Annotated in this window: 20 protein-coding genes; 18 read left to right on the top strand and 2 right to left on the bottom strand. The window is 56.1% G+C overall.

Going from position 1 to position 21,763, the window contains the following annotated elements; all coding sequences use genetic code 11:
- Positions 1-26: 26 nt before the first annotated feature.
- From CFB02_RS09605 to mmsB, 3 genes are read left to right on the top strand one after another with little or no spacing between them, the layout of a single operon-like run.
- Complete coding sequence (locus CFB02_RS09605) at positions 27-806, top strand: enoyl-CoA hydratase (RefSeq protein WP_008175944.1); 780 nt, start codon at positions 27-29, stop codon at positions 804-806.
- Between the two features lie 33 nt (positions 807-839).
- Complete coding sequence (locus CFB02_RS09600) at positions 840-1,910, top strand: enoyl-CoA hydratase/isomerase family protein (RefSeq protein WP_088557832.1); 1,071 nt, start codon at positions 840-842, stop codon at positions 1,908-1,910.
- A 27-nt stretch (positions 1,911-1,937) separates the two neighbouring features.
- Positions 1,938-2,825 (top strand): 3-hydroxyisobutyrate dehydrogenase, encoded by an 888-nt coding sequence (gene mmsB, locus CFB02_RS09595; RefSeq protein WP_088557831.1) that lies wholly within the window; start codon positions 1,938-1,940, stop codon positions 2,823-2,825.
- Between the two features lie 36 nt (positions 2,826-2,861).
- Here the strand turns inward: mmsB and CFB02_RS09590 are convergent, their stop codons facing one another.
- The gene (locus CFB02_RS09590; protein ID WP_088557830.1) at positions 2,862-3,305 is read right to left on the bottom strand and encodes a hypothetical protein; all 444 of its coding nucleotides are present in this window, start codon (positions 3,303-3,305) and stop codon (positions 2,862-2,864) included.
- A 330-nt stretch (positions 3,306-3,635) separates the two neighbouring features.
- Here CFB02_RS09590 and CFB02_RS09585 point away from each other — a divergent pair, with 330 nt between their 5' ends.
- From CFB02_RS09585 to CFB02_RS09515, 15 genes are all read left to right on the top strand, one after another.
- Positions 3,636-5,756 (top strand): type VI secretion system Vgr family protein, encoded by a 2,121-nt coding sequence (locus CFB02_RS09585; RefSeq protein ID WP_088557829.1) that lies wholly within the window; start codon positions 3,636-3,638, stop codon positions 5,754-5,756.
- Positions 5,714-6,547: a DUF4123 domain-containing protein gene (locus CFB02_RS09580; protein WP_227519171.1), complete on the top strand. Its 834-nt coding sequence runs from the start codon at positions 5,714-5,716 to the stop codon at positions 6,545-6,547. Before CFB02_RS09585 ends, CFB02_RS09580 begins: the two co-directional genes overlap by 43 nt.
- Complete coding sequence (locus CFB02_RS09575; RefSeq protein WP_088557827.1) at positions 6,547-8,664, top strand: LysM peptidoglycan-binding domain-containing protein; 2,118 nt, start codon at positions 6,547-6,549, stop codon at positions 8,662-8,664. The genes CFB02_RS09580 and CFB02_RS09575 overlap by 1 nt, the downstream gene beginning before the upstream one ends.
- Before the next feature lie 12 nt (positions 8,665-8,676).
- Positions 8,677-9,630 carry a formylglycine-generating enzyme family protein gene (locus tag CFB02_RS09570; protein WP_088557826.1) on the top strand — a complete coding sequence of 318 codons (954 nt, stop codon included), beginning with the start codon at positions 8,677-8,679 and terminating at the stop codon, positions 9,628-9,630.
- A gap of 196 nt (positions 9,631-9,826) precedes the next feature.
- Complete coding sequence (locus CFB02_RS09565) at positions 9,827-10,930, top strand: AI-2E family transporter (protein ID WP_088559208.1); 1,104 nt, start codon at positions 9,827-9,829, stop codon at positions 10,928-10,930.
- A 100-nt stretch (positions 10,931-11,030) separates the two neighbouring features.
- Positions 11,031-12,173, top strand: a complete 1,143-nt coding sequence (locus CFB02_RS09560; RefSeq protein ID WP_088557825.1) for a zinc-binding dehydrogenase — start codon at positions 11,031-11,033, stop codon at positions 12,171-12,173.
- Positions 12,173-13,234: a proline racemase family protein gene (locus CFB02_RS09555; RefSeq protein ID WP_088557824.1), complete on the top strand. Its 1,062-nt coding sequence runs from the start codon at positions 12,173-12,175 to the stop codon at positions 13,232-13,234. The genes CFB02_RS09560 and CFB02_RS09555 overlap by 1 nt, the downstream gene beginning before the upstream one ends.
- Positions 13,235-13,406: 172 nt before the next feature.
- Positions 13,407-15,056: an AMP-binding protein gene (locus CFB02_RS09550; RefSeq protein ID WP_088557823.1), complete on the top strand. Its 1,650-nt coding sequence runs from the start codon at positions 13,407-13,409 to the stop codon at positions 15,054-15,056.
- A complete protein-coding gene (locus CFB02_RS09545) occupies positions 15,053-15,469 on the top strand; it encodes a PaaI family thioesterase (protein ID WP_008175922.1) in 417 nt (138 codons plus the stop codon). The genes CFB02_RS09550 and CFB02_RS09545 overlap by 4 nt, the downstream gene beginning before the upstream one ends.
- Positions 15,470-15,473: 4 nt before the next feature.
- On the top strand, positions 15,474-16,277 hold the full coding sequence (locus tag CFB02_RS09540) for an alpha/beta fold hydrolase (protein ID WP_088557822.1): 804 nt from the start codon (positions 15,474-15,476) through the stop codon (positions 16,275-16,277).
- 78 nt (positions 16,278-16,355) lie between these two features.
- On the top strand, positions 16,356-17,159 hold the full coding sequence (locus CFB02_RS09535) for an ABC transporter ATP-binding protein (RefSeq protein WP_088557821.1): 804 nt from the start codon (positions 16,356-16,358) through the stop codon (positions 17,157-17,159).
- Positions 17,156-17,878, top strand: coding sequence for an ABC transporter ATP-binding protein (locus CFB02_RS09530; RefSeq protein ID WP_088557820.1), 723 nt, complete (start codon positions 17,156-17,158; stop codon positions 17,876-17,878). The genes CFB02_RS09535 and CFB02_RS09530 overlap by 4 nt, the downstream gene beginning before the upstream one ends.
- A 72-nt stretch (positions 17,879-17,950) precedes the next feature.
- On the top strand, positions 17,951-19,162 hold the full coding sequence (locus CFB02_RS09525; RefSeq protein ID WP_088557819.1) for an ABC transporter substrate-binding protein: 1,212 nt from the start codon (positions 17,951-17,953) through the stop codon (positions 19,160-19,162).
- Positions 19,163-19,268: 106 nt separating this feature from the next.
- A complete protein-coding gene (locus tag CFB02_RS09520) occupies positions 19,269-20,156 on the top strand; it encodes a branched-chain amino acid ABC transporter permease (RefSeq protein ID WP_088557818.1) in 888 nt (295 codons plus the stop codon).
- A gap of 2 nt (positions 20,157-20,158) precedes the next feature.
- Complete coding sequence (locus CFB02_RS09515) at positions 20,159-21,154, top strand: branched-chain amino acid ABC transporter permease (RefSeq protein ID WP_088557817.1); 996 nt, start codon at positions 20,159-20,161, stop codon at positions 21,152-21,154.
- 81 nt (positions 21,155-21,235) lie between these two features.
- Here CFB02_RS09515 and CFB02_RS09510 read toward each other — a convergent pair whose 3' ends face one another.
- Positions 21,236-21,763, bottom strand: a complete 528-nt coding sequence (locus tag CFB02_RS09510) for a hypothetical protein (protein WP_088557816.1) — start codon at positions 21,761-21,763, stop codon at positions 21,236-21,238.

Below are 21,763 nucleotides of genomic sequence, written 5' to 3'. Positions count from 1 at the left end.
CCCCATGTTCATTAGAGGACAATTTTATGAGTGACCTGATTCAGCTCGAAAAACGCGGACATATCGCGGTACTGACCATCAACAATCCACCGGCCAACACCTGGACAAAGGATTCCCTCATTGCCCTGACGAACATCGTCAAGGAACTGAACGAAGATCGGGATATCTTTGCCCTGGTAATGACCGGGCAGGGCGAGAAGTTCTATTCCGCCGGCGCCGATCTGAAAACCTTCGCCGATGGCGACAAGGCCCGGGCGAACGAGATGGGCCAGCTTTTTGGCGAGGCCTTCTCCACGCTGCAGCGGTTCCGCGGTGTTTCTATCGCGGCGGTGAACGGCTACGCCATGGGTGGCGGCCTGGAGTGCGCCATGGCCTGTGACATCCGCATTGCCGAAGAGCATGCCCAAATGGCACTGCCCGAAGCAGGCGTTGGCCTTTTGCCCTGTGCCGGCGGCACCCAGAACCTGCCCTGGCTGGTGGGTGAGGGCTGGGCCAAGCGGATGATTCTGTGCGGTGAGCGGGTAAAGGCCGATACGGCACTGCGAATCGGCCTGGTTGAGGAAGTGGTGCCGAGCGGACAGAGCCTTGATAAGGCGCTGGAGCTGGCGGAAATGGCGTGCCAGCAGAGCCCGTCGTCAACGGCTCGTTGCAAGACCCTGGTGATGAGCGCCCGCGATGGCCGCAGCCACGACGACGGCTGGCGCATGGAGCGGGAACTGTTTGTTGAGCTGTTCTCTACCGAAGACCAGAAAGAAGGCGTAAACGCGTTTCTCGAAAAGCGCAAGCCGGAATGGAAAAACCGCTGAAGCCGGCTTTGAAGGCTGGCTCAAGGACCTGTTATGAGTGATCAACCCATTATCTTCGAAGAATGGAAGACGGGCGATGGCGCGCTGATCGCCGTGGCCCGGCTGAATACGCCCAAAGCGCTGAACTCGCTGTCTCTGGAAATGATCCGGTTACTGACTCCGCAACTGAAGCGTTGGGCGGAGGACCCCGTAATCCAGGCCGTCTGGCTGGAATCCGAGGGCGACAAGGCGTTCTGTGCCGGTGGCGACATCGTTGCCCTGTATCGCAGCATGACCGAGCCACAGGGTGCCAGTGAGGGTGAGGCATTCTTCACCGAGGAATATGAGCTGGATTACCTGATCCATACCTTCCCGAAACCGCTCGTTTGCTGGGGACACGGCATCGTAATGGGTGGCGGTATGGGCATTATGGAGGGCGCGTCTCACCGGGTGGTCACGGAAGGATCGAAGCTTGCCATGCCCGAGATCACCATCGGCCTCTACCCCGATGTTGCTGCGGGCTGGTTCCTGAACCGCACCCCCGGGCGCACCGGCTTGTTCCTGGGTCTGACCGGTGCTCGCCTGAACGGCGCTGATGCAATCTTCACTGGCCTTGCCGACCGCTTCGTCCGGCATGATCTGAAGGCCGATGTTGTTGCCGAGCTGTGCAAGCGTAACTGGCAGGGCGAAGATCCTCATGCAGTGGTCGGTAGTGTGTTGCGTCAATACGAGCGTGAGAGCGCCGACGCCATGCCGGAGTCACCGGTTCGCACTCATTTCGATGAGATCAATCGGGTTACCGATGCTGACTCCCTGGAAACGACCGTTAACCAATTGAAAGAACTGTCTGGTGGCGACGGCTGGGTGGCGAAAGCGACCCGCTCCCTGGCTGGTGCGTCACCCACATCCCTGGCTTTGGTCTGGCGGCACCTGCACGGCTGCAAACACGACAGCCTGAAAGAGGTGCTCGACAAGGAACTGGTGCTTTCCACCAAGTGCCTGACCAAGGGCGAGTTTGCCGAAGGCATCCGCGCGCTTCTGATCGACAAGGACCAGCAGCCCCGCTGGCGCTATGCTTCCCTTGCCGAAATGGACAGCGCCTGGATCGACGATTTTTTTAGCTGATCTATTACAAGAACAAGGAGAAAAGACATGGCAAAGATTACCTTTATCGGTCTCGGTAACATGGGCGGCCCAATGGCCGGAAACCTGGTAAAAGCCGGCCACGAGGTCACCGTATTCGACCTGTCCAAAGACGCTGTTGCCGCCCTGGTGTCCGAAGGCGCGAAAACGGCAGACACCGCCCACGAAGCAGCCAGTGGCGCTGAGTGTGTCATCACCATGCTGCCTGCGGGCCAGCATGTGGAAGCGGTATACCTGGGAGACGATGGTCTGCTGGCAAAACTGCCGGCCGGCACCCTGGTGATTGATTCTTCCACCATCGCACCGGAAACAGCCCGGGGCGTTGCCGAAGTTGCACGAGCCAAGGATATCCCGTTCCTCGATGCGCCCGTCTCCGGCGGTGTTGGCGGTGCCAAGGCCGGCACCTTGACCTTCATTTGCGGCGGCTCGGAAGAGGCCTTCAACAAGGCCAAGCCGATTCTTGACGCCATGGGCAAGAACATCTTTCATGCCGGTGATCATGGGTCCGGCCAGGTGGCCAAGATTTGCAACAACATGCTGCTGGCCATCCTGATGTCCGGCACCAGCGAAGCACTTGCGCTCGGCGTGAAGAACGGTCTGGATCCGGCGGTGCTCTCGGAAATCATGAAGCAGAGCTCTGGTGGCAACTGGGCGTTGAACGTCTACAACCCCTGGCCAGGTGTGATGGAAGGCGTACCCGCATCCCGTAACTACGAGGGCGGCTTTCTGGTCAATCTGATGACCAAGGATCTGGGGCTGGCGTTCGACAACGCCGTCAAGAACCAGGCTTCCATTCCCATGGGCTCTCTGGCCCGCAACCTGTTCCAGCTCCATGCTGGGCAGGGCAATGGCAGCCTGGATTTCTCCAGCATCCAACGGCTGTATAAGCCCGAGTAGGTCGAAGCGGGCGCGGTTCTTCGCCGCGCCCGTCTCTCAAAGCTCGCTTACATGTTCCCCGAAATACCAGACCTTTCTGAATGGTCCCTTGTTCTTGTCTGATATGGCTCGGATATTGTCGATCAACACATCATCTGAAAGAAGCGTTCGGCCGACGTTGTAGATGAGGAGTTCGATTGGTTCGCTCACAGCGTACCGCTTGGCTATCTTCTTTTTGTAAGTTTCGGAGGTGTAGTCAATAGCGCGAGCCAATCCCGGGTCGTTCATACTGCGGGGATTCGCGATTGCCTTGGCGACGTCTTCTGAACAAGCTTCCGTCAATTCGAAAAAGATGACTTCACCATCGATCAGGCATTTAAGATCGGGTTTTCCATCCTCGGGCGATTGCTTTTCGACATATTCACAATTTAAACCCGCTGCGGCTGCAAACCGCTTGAATATGCTGATCTCAACTTTCCCTTTTTCTTCTTCTGACGCCATAGTTTCGCGGGATCGCCCTTGTGTTCAGAAGCCCTGTGGATTGGAGTGCTGCAGTGGTTATTTTCCGATAGATTATCGCACGTTACCCTCTCTCATCCTGAAGAGTAAACCGGAAGCTCACAGTTGTCAGTACTCTACGGCACACTGATGTCTGATGGTCATTGGATCGGGTGGTACAGTTTACGGTCGGGGACACAGTTCATTGATTCTCCTGTAGACTACTGGTAACTTTCCCAACTGATTTTGCAGGCGACGTGACCAAGGATCTGGTTGCAGTACAGATCCCTGCAATAAACGATGATAGAAACCATACCTTCAAGGATTGAAGATATGCCCCAGGCAAGCGGATTGCAGTTCACCGCCCGTGTTGGCGGACTCCCCTCCGATTTATTTTCCGTGGTTGGCTTCGCACTGACCGAGCGCCTCTCCGAGGTATTTCAGGGTCGTCTTGAGCTGGCCAGTATCGACTCATCGATTCAGGCAGCGGAGATCCTGGAGCAACCGGTGGATCTCGTTATCTGGCAGGACAGCGTGCCGCTAAGGCGTTTCACTGGTGTGGTTAACGAATTTGTTCGGGGCGATGCCGGTCACCGGCGAACCCGCTATGAACTGAATATTCAGTCGCCGCTCTGGCGTCTGGGGCTGATGCACAACAGCCGGATTTTCCAGACCCAAAGCAGCGATACCGTCGCGCGAACCTTGCTGGAAGAGCGCGGCATTATCGACTCGGTTTTCGATCTGAAACGCACTCCGGAGCGGCGGGAGTATTGTGTTCAGCATCGAGAAAGCGACCTGGCCTTCCTCGAACGTCTCGCGGCTGAAGAGGGCTGGCATTACAGGTATGAACACGGGAGCGTGGACGCAGACACACAGCCGGCGCTTGTAATCGCCGACCATCATGGCGATGCGCCGAAGCTGGAGCCGGCAGAATATAACGCCAAAGCCGGCGGCAGCAGCAGGCGCCCGGTCGTGTTCCGGTTTCGCTATGAAGAGCGGGTGCGGGTCGCTTCCGTGGCCATGAAGGATTACACCTTCCGGAATCCTGCCTATGCCCTGATGCATGAGCAATCCACCGGCCACCTGAAGCACCGAGAAGATTACCAGCACTACGATTACCCCGGCCGCTTCAAGGCCGATGCCAGTGGCCAGCCGTTTACCGAAGCCAGACTGCAATCCCTCCGCAATGATGCCAGTACCGCATCCGGTGAGAGCAATCGCCCGGACTTCAGCGCCGGCGCCAAGGTTGAACTGAAGGAGCACGACAGCGATGCCCTGAATCGGGAATGGCTGCTGACCGCAGTCACCCACACCGGTGCCCAGCCCCAGGCCCTGGAAGAGGAGGGCGGCAGCGAATCCACCACCTATCACAACCGGTTCAATGCCATACCTGCAGACCTGACCTGGCGTCCCCCAGCGCCCCATGGTCCTCTGATGGACGGCCCGCAAATTGCGATTGTCACCGGCCCGGAAGGCGAGGAGATCCACTGCGACGAATATGGTCGGGTGAAAGTGCGGTTTCCTTGGGATCGATACAGCAGGAACGACGAACACAGCAGCGCCTGGCTCCGAGTCAGTCAGGGCTGGGCCGGCGGCCAGTATGGCTTCATGGCCTTGCCACGAATCGGCCACGAAGTAATTGTCTCCTTCCTGGATGGCGACCCGGACCAGCCCATCATCACCGGGCGAACCCATCACATCACCAACACGCCACCCTATGGGCTGCCGGAGCACAAAACCCGCACCACCCTGAAAACCAAAACCCACAAAGGCGAGGGCAGCAACGAACTGCGGTTTGAGGATGAGGCGGACCAGGAACAGATCTACGTCCACGCCCAGAAAGACCTGGACCTGCTCATCGAGAACAACCGCACGGAGGTGATTCGGAACGACAGTCACCGCACGGTCGAAAACAACGATTTCAGTCACGTCAAAGGCAATGAGCACCGCACTGTCGATGGCGAACAGCGTGAGTCGGTCGGAAGTGATTACAGCCTCTCCATCGGTGGCAGTCTTCACAGCAAACAGGGCAAAAACCAGCTCGTTGAGGCTGGCACCGAGATCCACCACAAAGCGGGTATGAAAGTCGTAATCGAGGCGGGCGCCGAACTCACTCTCAAGGCGGGCGGCAGCTTTCTGAAGCTGGATCCCAGTGGCGTTACGGTCTCTGGGCCTTCGGTGCGCATGAACTCTGGCGGTGGGCCTGGGAGTGGGAGTGGAGTCTCCAGCAATGGGCCTGTACTGCCACGAAGCCTGAGTGAAGTTTCCGATACGAATGAACCGGCACAGCTTGCTGAAACCGACACCCGGACTGTAGCAGGCCCTACACCAAGTTCGGCGCAGGCCCTGAAAACGGCGGCCAGGAACGATGTTGCACTGGTCAAGCAGTGCGGGCGCAAGCCGGATGGCACATGCGCCCTCTCATCCTGTTCATGCGAGGGTGTGACTGCATGATAGGGCTGGATGAAACAACCAGTGCGAAGGCCTACATTCTTTTCGACGGTGCATTGTTTGATGCACCGCGCTTCACCTACGAGCATGATGATCAGCCCCAACTGGAATATCTGTTCTTGGGCACACCACATGAAGCGGCTATGGAAGTGACCCCTTGCCTGGTCAAACCCTCCGAGGGTACACGGCTTTGGCGTGCCCAGTCGGAGTGGCAGGATAAAGCCATTATCCTTCTATCGGATCAAAGCCTCCCCGTTGTGGCGGGTCATTTGCGCAGTTTGCTCAGTGTGCAGATGCCGAATGGGGGGTTCTCATACCTGCGCTATTACGCACCCAAGCAGCTCACATGGCTGATGTCTGCACTGAATGAGCAGGAACGCGCTCGCTTTAGCGGGCCAGTCAAAGAGTGGCTGGCCTTCCAGCCGAACGGAGAGCTATCCCGGTTCGATTCAGATGGCTCGCAACACTTCAGGAAAGCGGTTGAGGAAGGCTGGTTTCTCCTCACTGAAAATCATGTGGCAGTGCTGTCACAGAGCGCCAGGCATGAATTCGTCGAGAAGTTGGGCAGTTTTCTCGACATCACGGATCGAGCACGGTTGGAGCAACTCATCAATGAGGCAACCGCGCTGGGTTTTCGAACCGAAAAGGAGGTTAGCCGTTACGCCGAGCTGGCCGTGGTTCACGGGGAGCAGATCAAGCTTGCCGAAATCCGCACCATTCTGTCTGACTCTGAGCTCTCGGCTGGCTCACGTCTGAAAGCAGTGGATAACCATTTGGCATACGGAGTTGCCTGATGATTTCTGAATACACCGTTCGCTCCGGCGACACCCTCAGTGCGATTGCACAACGGCATCAAACCACCCTGAGCAGTCTGATGCGGCTGAATCCTGAAATTGAGAACCCGGATCGAATCTTTCCGGGACAACCGCTCAAGCTTCCGGCGGCTAACGAGGAGCTATTCTCGAGCTGTGAAGTGGGTTCTGTTGCCCAGGAGCCCTCCTGTTCCGAAGAAATCGTGGAAGTTGTTCATGTAACCGGGTCTGACGAACTGATTCTTCTGACCGAGGCAGAACTGGCGGAGTGGGTCGAAGAAGAGGAATTCGTTTGTGGTCCCATCACTGAATTCTACGGGAAGCTTGACGGGCTTGATGATGGCGAGATCGATTCAGAACTGGGCGCGACTGAAGGCGAAGGGCAATTGTTGTCGGAAGTGCATGAGGAAAAAGAGCGGCTGATAAGCGAGCTCGAGGCGCGCTCAGTACTGACCACCGATATGCAATCCATCCCACCGATTACTGAGATAAAGCGGTTGGCGGGAAATAAGCACGTCACATTTGTGCGCTCTGACAAGATCGCGAACCACCCTCGCCGGTATTCGATGGCATCGCGAGACAGGGAGCGTAGCAAGGGCTGGCTGACCGAGAACGGCGTTGATCCGGCGAAGCTGAGAGATGCTATCCGGAGCGAACTCAACGTCAAGTTCAACGCAACCCTCTGGGAGCCGGATAAGAATGGCGCGCTTATGACGACGTTGAACAAGTTCTACGACGAGGCATCCTGGTCCATCTGGGGCGACGCGGAAGCCAGGCGGGAAGCGGTCGATGAGACCGGGTTTGATGCCTCCGCAGAAGCACAGTTCATGCGCTTTGCTGCCGGCGCGGCAGCTTCGGGTGAATTTGATCCGCGCAAGGGGAAAGTGCATTTCCAGGCGAAAGCGGAAGCGCAGTATGCGCTGGCGCAGGGCAAGGTTGGTGTTGAGCAGGCGTTTCCGGTGAATAACCGGTCCGAAATCCGGATTCCTTATCGGGTTGGAGGCTGGGATGGCGAGCGCAAGATCGCGTCGCTCGGCCATTTCCAGGCAGCGATCAACGCCTCGCTGACCGCGTTTGCCGGCGCCTCGGCTCTTATTGCTGGAAATGTTCACGTGTCCACCAAGGACGGCCTCCCCACTCTGAAGGGCATTGCTTCGAGGAATAACGGGCAGAAGGCGGGGGCTGAGGCTGGGGTATTCGCAGGCATTCGTGGCGGATGTGAGGTGGCAGGTGAGCTGCGTTGGAAAGACGTACTGACCGAGAAGCGAGAGTGGGAAAGGCTTTGTAGGGTAGGTAAGAAGGTCGAGGCAGCGTTGGGGGCTGGGGCAGAGGCCGAACTCAGGCTGTTATTCAGCCCGGAGACTGGCAAATTTTATTTAAACGCACACGCTGGGCTTGTGCTAGGCGTGGGGCCATCCGGAAGCTTTCTCTTGGAGATCGAGACTCAGAAAGTCATTCGGATGCTCCATTTCGTCTACAACGCACTAATGGACGTGGACTTCAGATATTTAGAGCTCTTTGATTCGAATAGCTCCGCCTTTAAGTGGTACCAGCGAATTAGTCTGTATGCCCTTGGTAGGGGACTGTCTGCCGCTGGGGCAGCGGAAGAATTTGCCAACTCCATGGCGACTGAGATCGTTCGATTTGTCGAGTCGTTTTTCGTAAACCGTGCTCGTGAGGAGCGTGGCCATGAATTGGCTTACAACGTGGTCGTCGATTTAGCGTTGGCCGAGGACTCTGTGTTCAGGCATTCCCCTCCTGAAGTAAAAGGGGCTGTATTGGACAATATTCTTTATGACTGGTGGGTGACCCCTAATTTGTGGGGTGCAGATGACATCAAAATTACGGCTGTTAAGCAGATAATGGAAACCTTTCAGGGTTGGCGCGATTTCGAGGAAACCGTTATGCGAATGAACCCTGAAGGTTTTGCGAGGCATAAGGAGTTTGAGTCGAATGTTGATCGACTTTTTGCATTCATTGGAAAAAACAAAGCGGATCAGCGCATGTTCATACTTGGGCTTCAAGGCCAGAGGGCAATTGCGGGAAGGCCCGTGAAAATGGATCCTTTCGACGTCTGCCGTATTTGTAGGATTGGCTAGGGAAAACCGCATATGGTTCTGAATAAAGGTTTGCAGCTGGGGTTGGTGGTGCTTGCAACCTCATTAACTGCTTGTGAGAGGTTTGGTAATGGCTCGGCCGATGCGGTTTCACGAGTCAAGCAAAAAGCGATTGAAAATCTGGTCTTTGTTGAGGGAGGTACTTTTAAGTTGGGTGATGTAGGACACCCGAATGGTTCGCCTTATGTAGTTTTAACGGATCACGCTCAGCCTGCTGTCGAGGTCAGCGTCGACAGCTACTCCATATCCAAGTACGAGACAACTTGGGGAGAAATGCGCGTCTATTATGAGAAAGTTGGACACATTTCCTTGTATAAGGGGTCTGGGTATGACGAGAAATTTATCGCCCCACCAAGTGAAGATCCCTTGTCTCCTTATTTTCATCTTAAACCTGCCAGAACACCAAATTACTATGAGGCAGAAGGGTACTGCGCCTGGTTAAGCGATCAAACCGGTTTACCCTTTGCTTTGCCAACGGAAGCTCAATGGGAATACGCTGCCCGAAGCCGTGGCAAGGAAGTGCCTTATGCAACTGATACTGGGGAAGCGAATCCTGATAAGTACTTGCAGAGACCCGTGCAATACATTGATCCGAGCATACCTCCATCTGGAAACATGGTCAGCCACGATTTTAATGTGATGGAGCGTCGTCCCGTAGGCTCCTATCCGCCGAATTCAATTGGTATTCATGATATGACTGGCAACGTCGCTGAATGGACTCAGGATTGGTTTAAACCGGATTTTTATACGGAGGCCAGCTTTGATAACCCAAGAGGGCCAAAGAACCCTCTCGACCCAGCAAAACCTAAGAAGACTGTTCGAGACTGGGCTGGAATGGGGGGGAGTTTTGGCGGGGGCGATACTGTTTTTGCGAGAAGCGGAGGATCTGTTGACTCGGGGAGTATAGGCTTCCGATGCGTCGTCAATCATCCTGAGCCGATAAACTAGGGAATGACAGGAATCCGTCAAAAAAATCGAAGTGCCGAGCTTACATTTCGTTTTCGAAACTTCGGTTTTTGCTTCAAGTGAACCCCGCGTAACCCTCTCCCGGGTGCGCTCGCGCCATGGTGAAGGTAGACTGACCGTTTTTAACACTGGCCTGGAATTACCGGGCCAGCTTTTTTCACGGTATACAGGCTTCATCATGGAAGACCAATCCACAAATAAGGAACCGGCGGGTGAGAACAAGCGCCTGCTGATTTCATCGGACCTTGCCACGCCGATATACGGCTTGTTCGGCCTGGGAATCCTGTACACCCTTTACGTGGCTCATCAGATTGTCCTGCCCATTATTCTTGCGGTAATGACGAGCCTGCTGCTCTCGCCACTGGTCAAGAAGGCATACGTCAAGTGGCGGGTTCCCCGGATGATCAGCTCCCTGGTGTTTGTGCTCCTGGTGCTCGCCGGCATCGTCGGCATTACATTGGCCGTCGCGACGCCCGCCCTCAAGTGGGTTGAGGAAGTGCCCCAGGGGATATCGAGGCTGCTGGTGGGCGAGAGCGAAATCAGTCGCCAGATCGCCAGGGTTACAGAGTCTGCGGAACAGGTTGAAAAGTCCGTTGAGGAGCTTTCGGAGTCAGAACGGCAACAGCCAACGGCGGTTGTTCTGCAGACGGACTCCTGGCGCAATCAATTGATGACCAAAGCCCGGAACGGCATCGCTGGCTTGGCGCTGGCACTGGCATTGACCTATTTCCTGTTGGTGAGCGGCGATCGCCTGATCAAGAATTTCGTGCGTCAGCTCCCCATTGACCAACGAAAAACAGTGTTGCGGATAACCCATGATTCCCAGCACCAGATCGCCCAGTATCTTGGTGTTCTCGGGCTGAGTAATCTCGCCGTCGGTACCGCTACGGGATTGATATGCTGGGGTGTCGGGTTGCCTGATCCAGCGGTCTGGGGACTGGTGGCAGGTCTTGCCCGCTTTATTCCCTACCTCGGCAATATTCTCTCGATATCCTTGCTCACCATAGTGTCGGCAGTCAGTCTGGACGAACTCTGGATGATGGCTATTGCCCCTCTGGGATTTCTCGGTTTGACGACGCTCGTGGGGTTGTTCATTGAACCCTGGATTCACGGCTTTCGGATGGCGATCAATCCGGTGATCATCTTCGTCTCGATCTTCTTCTGGGGCTGGCTCTGGGGGCCGGTGGGCGTGCTCCTGGCGGTGCCTCTGATGACGGTCATCCAGGTGGTACTCAAGCAGATTCCCAAGCTGCGTCCTGTCTACAAAGTGATTGCCCGGTAGTCTGATAATGGATACCCGCAACACGCACTGACACGCCCGGTAAACTCACCTATCCTCTTTGAATACCCGAAATTCAGCAAACAGGGAGGATCGTCAGCCCATGATCCCGAACACCATGAAAGCCATGGTTCTTACCGGTCACGGTGATGTCGATAAACTGGAGTACCAGGACGTGCCTGTTCCTGCGCCCGGAGCCGGCCAGGTGCTTGTTCAGGTTACGGCAACGGCGAAGAACAACACCGACCGCAAGGCACGGGAAGGGCTGTATCCCACCAAAAAAGGCGAAATGACATCCTTCCAGATGGGCGGCAAGCCCACGCTGGTTTTTCCGCGGATTCAGGGGGCAGACATCGCCGGGCGTGTCGTGGCTGTTGGTGACGGTGTGGATGAGTCCCGCATTGGAGAGCGGGGCCTTCTGGATTTCAACATCTACGCCAATGACCGTCGAGATATCAATCTCACGCCCGATTACTTCGGCCACGGTGCCGACGGCGGTTACGCGGAATACGTAGCGCTGCCGGCTGACCAGTTCCATCACATACCCAATGCCGAACTGGCGGATGCCGAAGTAGCGTCCATGGGTATGTGTTCCTATCAGACCGCCATGCACATGCTTACCTCGGCCAACATCAAGGCCGGAGAGCGGGTCCTGGTGACCGGCGCCAGCGGGGGCGTTGGCACGGCCCTGATCCAGCTTTGCCGAATTATGGGGGCTATTCCCTATGCTCTCAGTAAACAGGACAAAGCGGCAGCACTGTTGGAACTGGGCGCCGAGGCGGTGCTGGATCGCTCCGATATGGACAGCTTTGTAGATCGGGTGAAAGCGGAAACCGGAGGCAAGCCCATGGATGCGGTGATGGACTTGGTGGGCGGAGAGATGACCGATGTGTTCATCGACACCATGATCTTCGATATGAACGCCCGCAGCACCTACCCGCGCCTGAGTATTGCAGGGGCCAGTGGCGGCAACATCAGTGAAATCCTGTGGACCCGGATCTACCTCTATCAGGTACAGATTTTCGGGGTATCTCATGGCACCCGCGAAGAGGCAGAACAACTGATGGCCTGGATCCGGGGAGGGCAACTGAAACCGGTTCTGCACGGTGCTTTTCGGCTCTCTGACCTGCACCGGGCAGAAGAATATTTTGTGAACCGGGGTAGTAATTATCTCGGCAAGATCGTGATCGTTCCCGACTCACAATGGGAAGAACACGGCCAACCCTGGTCACTGGAGAGCGCTTGATGAAACCGGAACTGACCATTCAGTTGATGGATACCCATGCCGGCGGTGATGTCAGCCGGATCGTGACCGGTGGCATTGATCTGTTGCCCGGCGATACCGTGCGAGCGCAGATGGAGTACCTGCGGGATGACGCCGACGGTCTACGCCGGCTTTTGCTGGAAGAGCCCTACGGGATACCGGAGATGTCTGTGGATCTGTTGGTGCCGCCCACGGATCCGCGAGCTGCCGCCGGTTACATCATCATGGAAGTCATGGGCTACCCTATCTACTCGGGCTCCAACACCATCTGTACGGCTACTGCGGTGCTGGAAGCGGGCATTGTGCCAAAACAGGAGGGCCAGCAGAGTTTTATACTGGAGTCGCCCGCCGGACTGGTTCAGATTGAAGCGACGGTGCACGACGGAGTGGTAGAAGCCATCACCTGTGAAGGTCTGCCCAGCTATATCCACACCTACAAGGCCACCATCGACGTGCCTTCGCTGGGCGAGATCACCTACAGCGTTGCATACAGCGGCGGCTTTTATGCCCTGGTTGATGCAGCCAGCATGGGCTTTGATCTGACCCTGGACGAAGAACGCAAACTCGCTGAAACCGCCCACGCCATTGTCGAGGCGATTCAGGCAGAGCGGGGCTTTTCCCATTATACGCTTGGCGACGTAGGGCCACTGCCGTTCCTGCACTTCATGGGCCCCGTGGAACATGTGGCAGAGGGCTATTACCGGTCCCGCTCGGCAACCTATGTGCATCCCGGGGTGATCTGTCGGAGCACAACGGGCACTGGCACGTCCGCCCGTCTGGCGTTGATGAACTACGAAGGCAGCATCAAACCGGGCGACAAGCTGGAAACCGTTTCCCTCAGAGAGACGGGCTTTATCGGTGAATTCACTTCCGTTGAGGTAGAGGGTGAGTACCAGGTGATCAAAAACAGCATCACCGGCAAGGGCTATGTCATTGCCCGCTCCGACATCGTGGTCAATTGCGATGATCCTATGGTGGAGTGCGGCTCCCTGCACCACATACTTTCAAGCCGCCATCCCGGGAAGATCACACCGAAATCCTGATTTTTGTGTTTGATCCCCCCAAGGGTGCGGCAGGCCTGTCGCACCCGCTTTTCCTGCTCATAAAGCCCCGCAGATTTCTTCCTTTTTGGTCTAAAGTTTACCTTTACGTAAAGTGAAGCCTGTGCTAAACCTTGACCCGTGCTTTCAATGATAAAAACAACAGGAGTTGAGAATGAGCCTTCCGGAATATACCGACGTTTACAACAACTTCGATCCTGCTGCTCTGGAAGCGGACATCCTGGATGGACGTCTGGATAGCGGGCTCAATGTATGCCACGAGATCTGCGACAAGTGGGCAGATGACCCGAGTCGGGTTGCGCTTTATTACGAAACCGAAGATGGCGGTGACGGCACTCTGACTTTCGCCGAGCTGAAAGAAGCCTCTGCGCGTTTTGCCAATTATCTGAAATCCCAGGGCATCGGAAAGGGCGATCGGGTTGCTGCACTCCTGCCGCGCACTCCGGAGCTGCTGATCGTTATCGCCGGAACCTTGCGTGCTGGTGCCGTGTATCAGCCGCTGTTCACGGCGTTTGGTTCCGGGGCCATCGAGTACCGGTTTGAGCGAGCCAGCACCAAGCTGGTGGTAACTAACCCGGAGAACTATCCCAAGCTGAACGATGTTAAGGTTTGCCCGCCGGTTGTGGGTGTAAACGCCAGTGAGATTGGCGCGGACATCCCTGACTTCGAAGAGACCCTGGCGGCCCAGCCGAGCGATTTTGAGCCTGTCATGATCAAGGGCGACGATCCGTTCCTGCAGATGTTCACTTCCGGCACCGTGGGCAAGTCCAAGGGTGTTGCGGTACCGGCCAAAGCGCTGCTGGCGTTCTATGTTTACATGAAATACGCCATTGATCTTCAGGATGGCGACAGGTTCTGGAACGTGGCCGATCCCGGTTGGGCCTACGGTCTTTACTATGCCGTAGTTGGGCCACTGCTAATGGGCCACGCCACGCATTTCAACCCGGGTGGTTTTACCCCGGAATCCACCTACGACATGATCCGCAAGTACAAGATCACCAACCTGGCTGCGGCACCTACGGCTTACCGTTTGCTCAAGGCGAACGATCACGTACTGCCGGAAGGCGAGAACCTGGGCCTTCGGGTTGCCAGCAGCGCCGGCGAGCCTTTGAACCCGGAAGTAGTGAACTGGATTCGCAACCGTCACTACTGCCCGGTTAAAGATCATTACGGCCAGACCGAGACTGGCATGACCTGCTGCAATTTCCATGGTCTTGCACATCCGGTTCGTGAAGGCTCCATGGGCTATGCCTCTCCTGGCCACAAGGTGGTCGCGCTGAACGAGAAAAATGAGGTAGTAGGCGAGGGTGAAGTTGGTCAGCTGGCGGTTGACGTAAAAGCGTCCCCGCTTTTCCACTTCGACGGTTACACCTGGGGTGAAAAGGACCCGTTCGTTAACGGCTACTACCTCACCGGTGACATGGTCATCAACCACGGCAATGGCAACTTCTCCTTCAGTGGCAGGGATGATGACATCATCACCACGGCGGGTTACCGGGTGGGCCCGGCAGACGTGGAGAGCACACTGCTCGAGCACGCCGCTGTGGCGGAATCAGGTGTTGTTGGCAAGCCGGATGAAAAGCGCGGTTCCATCATCAAGGCTTACGTGGTGATCAAGGGGGATTATGCCCTCGGAGACGAGCAGGCCCTGAAAGACGAACTTCAGGAACTGGTGCGTCGCCGGCTGTCTACCCACGCCTTCCCGCGGGAGATCGAGTTCGTTGACGAGCTGCCCAAGACCCCCAGTGGCAAGATCCAGCGTTTTGTCCTGCGTAATCAGGCCAAGGAAGAAATCGGCGCATGATCATTACGTTCGAAGAGCTGCAGGCCTTCCTTGACGAGCAGTTTCCGCAGGGGGAGGCCTACGGCACCCTGCAGAAGCTCGGGGATGGCTGGGCAGAGATGAAACTGGAAGTGGATGAGGCGCATCTCAGGCCCGGGGGCACCGTCTCCGGGCCGGCCATGATGGGGCTGGCGGATGTCACCCTTTATGCGGCGCTGTTGAGCAAGATTGGCCTGGTTCCCCTGGCGGTGACCACCAATCTGAACATTAATTTTCTGCGCAAGCCGGTGGCGCATCAGCCTATCTGGGCCCGTGCCACCATGCTGAAAGTCGGACGCACCATGGGCGTGGGCGAAGTGTTCGTATATTCCGAAGGTGCCGAAGAGCCCGTGGCTCACTCCACCATGACCTACTCCATCCCCCCGAATCGGTAACGACATGCAGATTCGAGACATGATGGTGCCGCTGGGTGAGGGTGTCGAGCTGGAAGTCAGGCGGATACAGCAGAAGGAACCAATAGGTCCGGTTCTGGTCTTTTTACATGAGTCCCTTGGCAGTATTGCGCTGTGGCGGAAATTTCCGGAAAAACTGGCGAAAGCCACCGGCTGCGATGCACTGATCTACAATCGCCAGGGCTACGGTCATTCTTCTGACGAAGAGCTACCGCGCCCTTACGATTACCTTGAAGTTGCCGGTCACCAGTGGTTGCCCCGGTTGCTGGACAAGCTCGAGATCAGTGAGGTTGTGCTGATAGGGCACAGCGACGGCGGTTCCATCGCCCTCGTGGCGGCAGGTGCCATGGGTGATCGTGTGAAGGCGCTGATGACCATGGCAGCGCACATTTATGCCGATCACCTCACTCTTGCCGGTATAGAGGAAATGGCCGTTCGCTATCGGGAGACGGATATCCGGGATCGCCTGGCACGGTATCACGGCAACCGGACCGACGATATTTTCAACGCCTGGCAGACAGTCTGGCGCGATGAGGCGTTTCAGGCAGCGATGGATTTCAGTCGCTGGCTGGCGGCAATCGAATGTCCGACTATGATCATTCAGGGGGAGAACGATGAGTACGGGGTGCCAGAGCAGGTCACAGACATAGTTGCTGGCATCGGGTCAAACGCCCAGGGCCTCCTTCTTGAGGATGCCGGGCATTCGCCCCACCTGGAAAAGCAGGACCAGCTAGTAGACCTTCTATACGACTTTTTGCGTAGCGAGAGTTTACCTAAAAACTGCAATTAAGTGTTGACGTTTACGTATACGTCAATCTAATCTGGTGATTAGATAAAACGCACAAAAATAACAAAGGTAGATTGGCTCATGAGTGAACAGTTTGTTCTGGAGACCCGTAACCTTGTCAAAGAATTCAAGGGCTTTGTTGCGGTCGACGACGTGAACCTTAAGGTCCAGAAAGGCCACATTCACGCCCTGATCGGTCCCAACGGTGCCGGCAAGACCACGGTCTTCAATCTGCTCACCAAATTCCTGATCCCGACTCGCGGCCAGATCCTGTTCAAGGATCAGGACATCACCACTATGAAGTCTGCCGCCATTGCCCGCCAAGGCATTGTTCGCTCGTTTCAGATCTCAGCCGTATTCCCACACATGACCGCGCTGGAGAACATCCGGGTTGCCTTGCAGACGTTTGAGGGCACCTCCTTCAGTTTCTGGAAATCGGGAAACTCCCTGCACAAACTCAACGAGCGCTGCATGGAACTTCTGGATGCAGTTGGGCTGGCCGAGTTCGCCAACACCACCACGGTTGAGTTGGCTTACGGGCGTAAACGGGCGCTGGAACTGGCCACCACGCTTGCCATGGAGCCCCAACTTTTGTTGCTGGACGAGCCAACCCAGGGCATGGGTTCGGAAGACGTTGATCGCGTTGTGGAACTGGTACGCAAGGCTGCCGAGGGACGAACTGTCCTGATGGTTGAGCACAACCTCAGCGTAGTCAGCAAACTTTGTGATCGCATCACCGTGCTGGCTCAGGGCGCTGTTCTGACCGAAGGCGATTACGCGACGGTTTCCGGCGATCCACGGGTTCGCGAGGTCTATATGGGGAGTGATGGCAGCGGAGAGCGCGGCCCCATCGCCAAAAACGATCAGGCGGAGGCAGCGCAATGAGCAAGAATACAGAGCGTGAGTACGAACAGCTTCGTCTCTCCGGATTGCACGCCTTCTATGGCGAATCGCACATCCTCCACGGCATCGACATGGTGGTTAACCGCGGAGAGCTGGTGACTTTGTTGGGCCGCAATGGCGCAGGCCGCAGCACAACGCTCAAAGCCATTATGAACATGGTTGGCCGGCGAACGGGCTCCATCATGATTAACGGTGAGGAAACCATGTCCTGTGCGCCTCATCATATTGCCAGGTTGGGTGTCGGGTATTGCCCCGAACATCGGGGCATTTTTTCCTCACTGAGTGTCCAGGAGAACCTGACACTACCGCCGATCGTGCGTAGCGGCGGCATGAGTCTGGAAGAAATCTACAACATGTTCCCCAACCTCTATGAACGCCGTTTCAGCCAGGGCAGCAAGCTGTCCGGTGGCGAGCAGCAGATGTTGGCCATGGCGCGTATTCTGCGCACCGGCGCCAATATGCTGTTGCTGGACGAGATCACCGAGGGCCTGGCACCGGTTATTGTAGAAAAGCTGGGGGAGGTCCTGATCGCCCTGAAAAACAAGGGCCTGACCATTGTCCTGGTTGAACAGAATTTCCACTTCGCAGCACCGTTAGCCGACCGTCATTACGTTGTTGAGCACGGTCAGATTGTGGAAGAAGTCAGCGCCAACGAACTGAGTGCAAAACAGTCGGTGCTGGATGGCTATTTGGGGGTCTGATCCCGGATAGGACGAGAGCAAGAAAAGTAACAACAACCCGAACCAACGCAAGACAGTAGCGGAGATACAACAATGACAATGATGAAAAAGCTTCTGACATCAGCCGTTGCATCAGCCATGATGGCAGGCGGAGCCCAGGCGGCCATTTCGAACGATACCGTCAAGATCGGTTATCTGGCGGACATGTCCGGCACCTACCGTGACCTGGCAGGACCAAACGGGCTGAAAGCCTTGGAAATGGCGATTGCCGATTTCGGCGGCCAGGTAAACGGCGCCAAGATTGAAGTGGTCAGTGCCGATGACCGTAACAGCCCCGATACCTCTTCCAGCACCGTCCGTCGCTGGGTGGAAAACGAGGACGTTGACATGGTGGCCGGTATGGTTGCCTCCTCTGTTTCCATCGCCGTGAGCAAGATTCTGGAAGAGAACGATCGCCTCGGTATCATCTCCGGTTCAGCGGCTTCCAGCATCACCAACGAACACTGCACCGCTAACCATATCCACTATGTTTACGATACCTATCCGCTGGCCAACGGTACTGCCAGTGCGGTAGTCCAAGAAGGCGGCAAGACCTGGTACATGCTGACTGCGGACTACGCGTTTGGTCATGCACTGGAAGGCGATGTGACTCGCGTTGTCGAAGCTAACGGCGGTGAAATTGTTGGTACGGTACGGCACCCGTTCCCGACCCAGGACTTCTCATCCTTCATTCTTCAGGCCCAGGCATCCGGTGCTGACGTGATCGGTCTGGCAAACGCCGGCGCTGACACAACCAACGCCATCACCACTGCCAGTGAGTTCGGTGTAACCCAGTCTGGCCAGACTCTGGCGGCACTCCTGCTGTTCCTGACCGACGTTCATGCGCTCGGTGCCCAAACTGCCCAGGGTATTCAGCTGACTACCGGTTGGTACTGGGATATGAACGACGAGACCCGTGAGTGGTCTGATCGCTTCATGGAAGAAACCGGCGTTCGTCCGACTATGGTACACGCCGGTATCTACTCCAGCGCCATGCAGTACCTGAAAGCCATCGAAGCAACCGGTTCTGACGATGCCCAGACCGTGCGCAAGCAGATGATGGACACCCCCATCAACGACATGTTCGCCAAGAACGGCAGGATCCGCGTTGACGGCCGCATGGTGCACGATATGTACCTGGCGGAAGTGAAGACCCCGGCCGAGTCCAAGAACGAGTGGGATTTGTACAAGATTCTGCGGACCATCCCGGCCGAAGAGTCCTACCGTCCGCTCTCCGAGAGCAAGTGCAAGCTGGTCAATAACTAAAAGCGACCGTTATGGGTTCGTCCTGCAACAGGGCAGGGCGAACCCATGAAAACGGAAAAGAATAAAGCCAAAAAACAATCCCTGTGCTGCTTCTGGAGTTAGCCCAATGTCCATGATTTTCGGCGTCCCTTTAGCTGTGCTCTCCGGCCAGCTCCTGATCGGAATAATCAACGGCGCCTTCTACGCCCTTTTGAGCCTTGGGCTCGCGGTCATCTTCGGTTTGCTGAAGATCATCAACTTCGCCCATGGCGCCATGTATATGCTTGGCGCCATGACCACCGTCCTGATGTTCGACTATCTGGGCGTGAATTACTGGGTCGCCTTATTGCTGGCGCCACTTCTGGTTGGTGCTTTCGGTGTCGCCATCGAATATTTCCTGCTGCGCCGTATTGCCGGGCAGGATCACATCTACAGCCTGCTTCTGACCTTTGGTGTTGCTCTTATCATCTCAGGTGTTTTGGTGAACTGGTTCGGGGTTTCCGGACTTCGTTACACCATGCCCGAGATGTTCAGAGGCGGCGTCAACCTCGGTTTCATGTTCATGCCGTACTATCGGGCCTGGGTCATCGTAGCGGCACTGGTCGTCTGCTTTGCAACCTGGTTCGTGATCGAGAAAACCAAGCTGGGCGCTTACCTGCGGGCCGGCACCGAGGATTCACAGCTGATGCAGGGCTTTGGTATTAACGTCCCTCTGCTAATCAGCCTGACTTATGGATTTGGTGTGGCACTGGCGGCGTTCGCCGGTGTACTGGCCGCTCCGATCTACTCGGTGACGCCGGTCATGGGTTCGGCAACCCTGATTACGGTGTTTGCAGTTGTGGTTATCGGCGGTATGGGCTCCATCGGCGGAGCGATTATCACAGGTATCCTCATGGGCGTCATTGAAGGGCTCACCAAAACTTTCTACCCGCCGGCGTCTTCGGCGGTCATTTTCCTGGTCATGGTTCTGGTACTGATGTTCCGGCCCAGTGGCTTGTTCGGTAAGGAGGCGTAAACATGAATAAGCCAGTCAATTCTGCCGACATTCACAAAGCTATTGTTCAGGAACAAGCTGCGCAGGACCGCAAGAAACTGATTCTGAACGGCGTGCTTTTGCTCATTCTACTGGCCGCACCCTTTGTGATTTACCCGGTCTTCCTGATGAAGATCCTGTGCTTCGCGCTATTCGCGGTGGCCTTCAACCTGCTGTTCGGGTTTACCGGCCTGCTGTCATTCGGGCACGCGGCGTTTCTCGCAACAGGCGGCTATACCACCGGTTATCTGCTCAGTAATTACAGCGGGCTCAGCACGGAGATGGGCATCATCGCCGGCACGCTGGCGGCCACAGTGCTTGGTACTGGCTTTGCGTTGCTGTCGATTCGTCGCCAGGGTATCTATTTCGCGATGGTCACCCTTGCGCTTGCCCAGCTTGTGTATTTCTTCTTCGTCCAGTCTGAGTTCACCGGCGGCGAGGATGGGATGCACGGCATCCCCCGCGGTGAGCTCTTGGGTTTTATCGACCTGGCGAATAACTTCAACATGTATTATTTCGTTCTGGTGGTGTTCATTGCCTGCTATCTCCTGGTCCAACGGATCGTTAATAGTCCATTTGGACAGGTATTGAAGGCGATCAAGCAGAATGAGCCGCGGGCGGTCTCCCTTGGCTACAACGTGGATCGCTACAAGGTACTGGCCTTCGTGATTTCAGCGGCGCTGGCGGGGCTTGCCGGTTCCATGAAGTCCGTAGTCTTCCAGTTGGCCTCCCTTTACGATGCCCACTGGCACATGTCGGGCGAGGTGATACTGATGACCCTGGTTGGCGGCATGGGAACACTGCTGGGCCCGGTGGTTGGCGCCACCTTCGTTGTCAATATCGAGTACCAGCTGTCTCAAGGTGCACTTCGTGACTGGGTAGACCCGATTCTAGGCGTGATCTTCGTGATTACGGTTTTGGCTTTCCGCAGCGGAATCGTGGGTGAGATCCAGAAGTTTGTGAAAAAGAACCTGGGTTGAAGCCTGCTTTAGCCCGGAAAACAAAAAGGGCCACCTCTCAGTGTGGCCCTTTTTGTTGTTCAACTGGCAGGGTTTCTCTGGTTAAAACTCCGCCAAACGACTGGGTGTACCCACATACACATAAACCGCTGAATCGCCGCGGAAGGCCACCTTGTGAACCGATACATTCGGTTTCCCAGCCTCAGCCAAGCTAAACCGGGTCACCATCCCAGCATTCATCCCATCCCTCGTTCTTTCCCCTTCCGTGCTTGACCAGCTATCACCCAGGCACTGTCCCATCCAGTTTACGGCCGTGTTGTATCTGGTGGTCGCCACCTCATCGTTGGGAGTATTGCCGGAGCAGACGTAGGCGCTGTCGTTATTGGCCCAGCTCCAGACTTCGCAGTGTCCGCGGATTATCTGTTCTTTGGCATTGTAGACAGTCACGGATCTGAAACCGTTTGAGCTGCCACGGTATTGCTCGAATCCGGAAGGATAGTCGGCAACGATTCCTTTCAGCGAGACGCAGGGATCATCAACGCCCAGCGACAGCGTGTTCTGGAAAGAACACCCAGTCAGGGACAATCCCAACATTACGGCAGTAAAATTCACGGTCTTGCAGATTGTCAT

It is taken from the genome of Marinobacter sp. es.042, assembly GCF_900188315.1.
Lineage (GTDB): Bacteria > Pseudomonadota > Gammaproteobacteria > Pseudomonadales > Oleiphilaceae > Marinobacter.
Note: the sequence above shows the minus strand (reverse complement) of the source record. Positions and strands in the feature narration are given on the sequence as shown.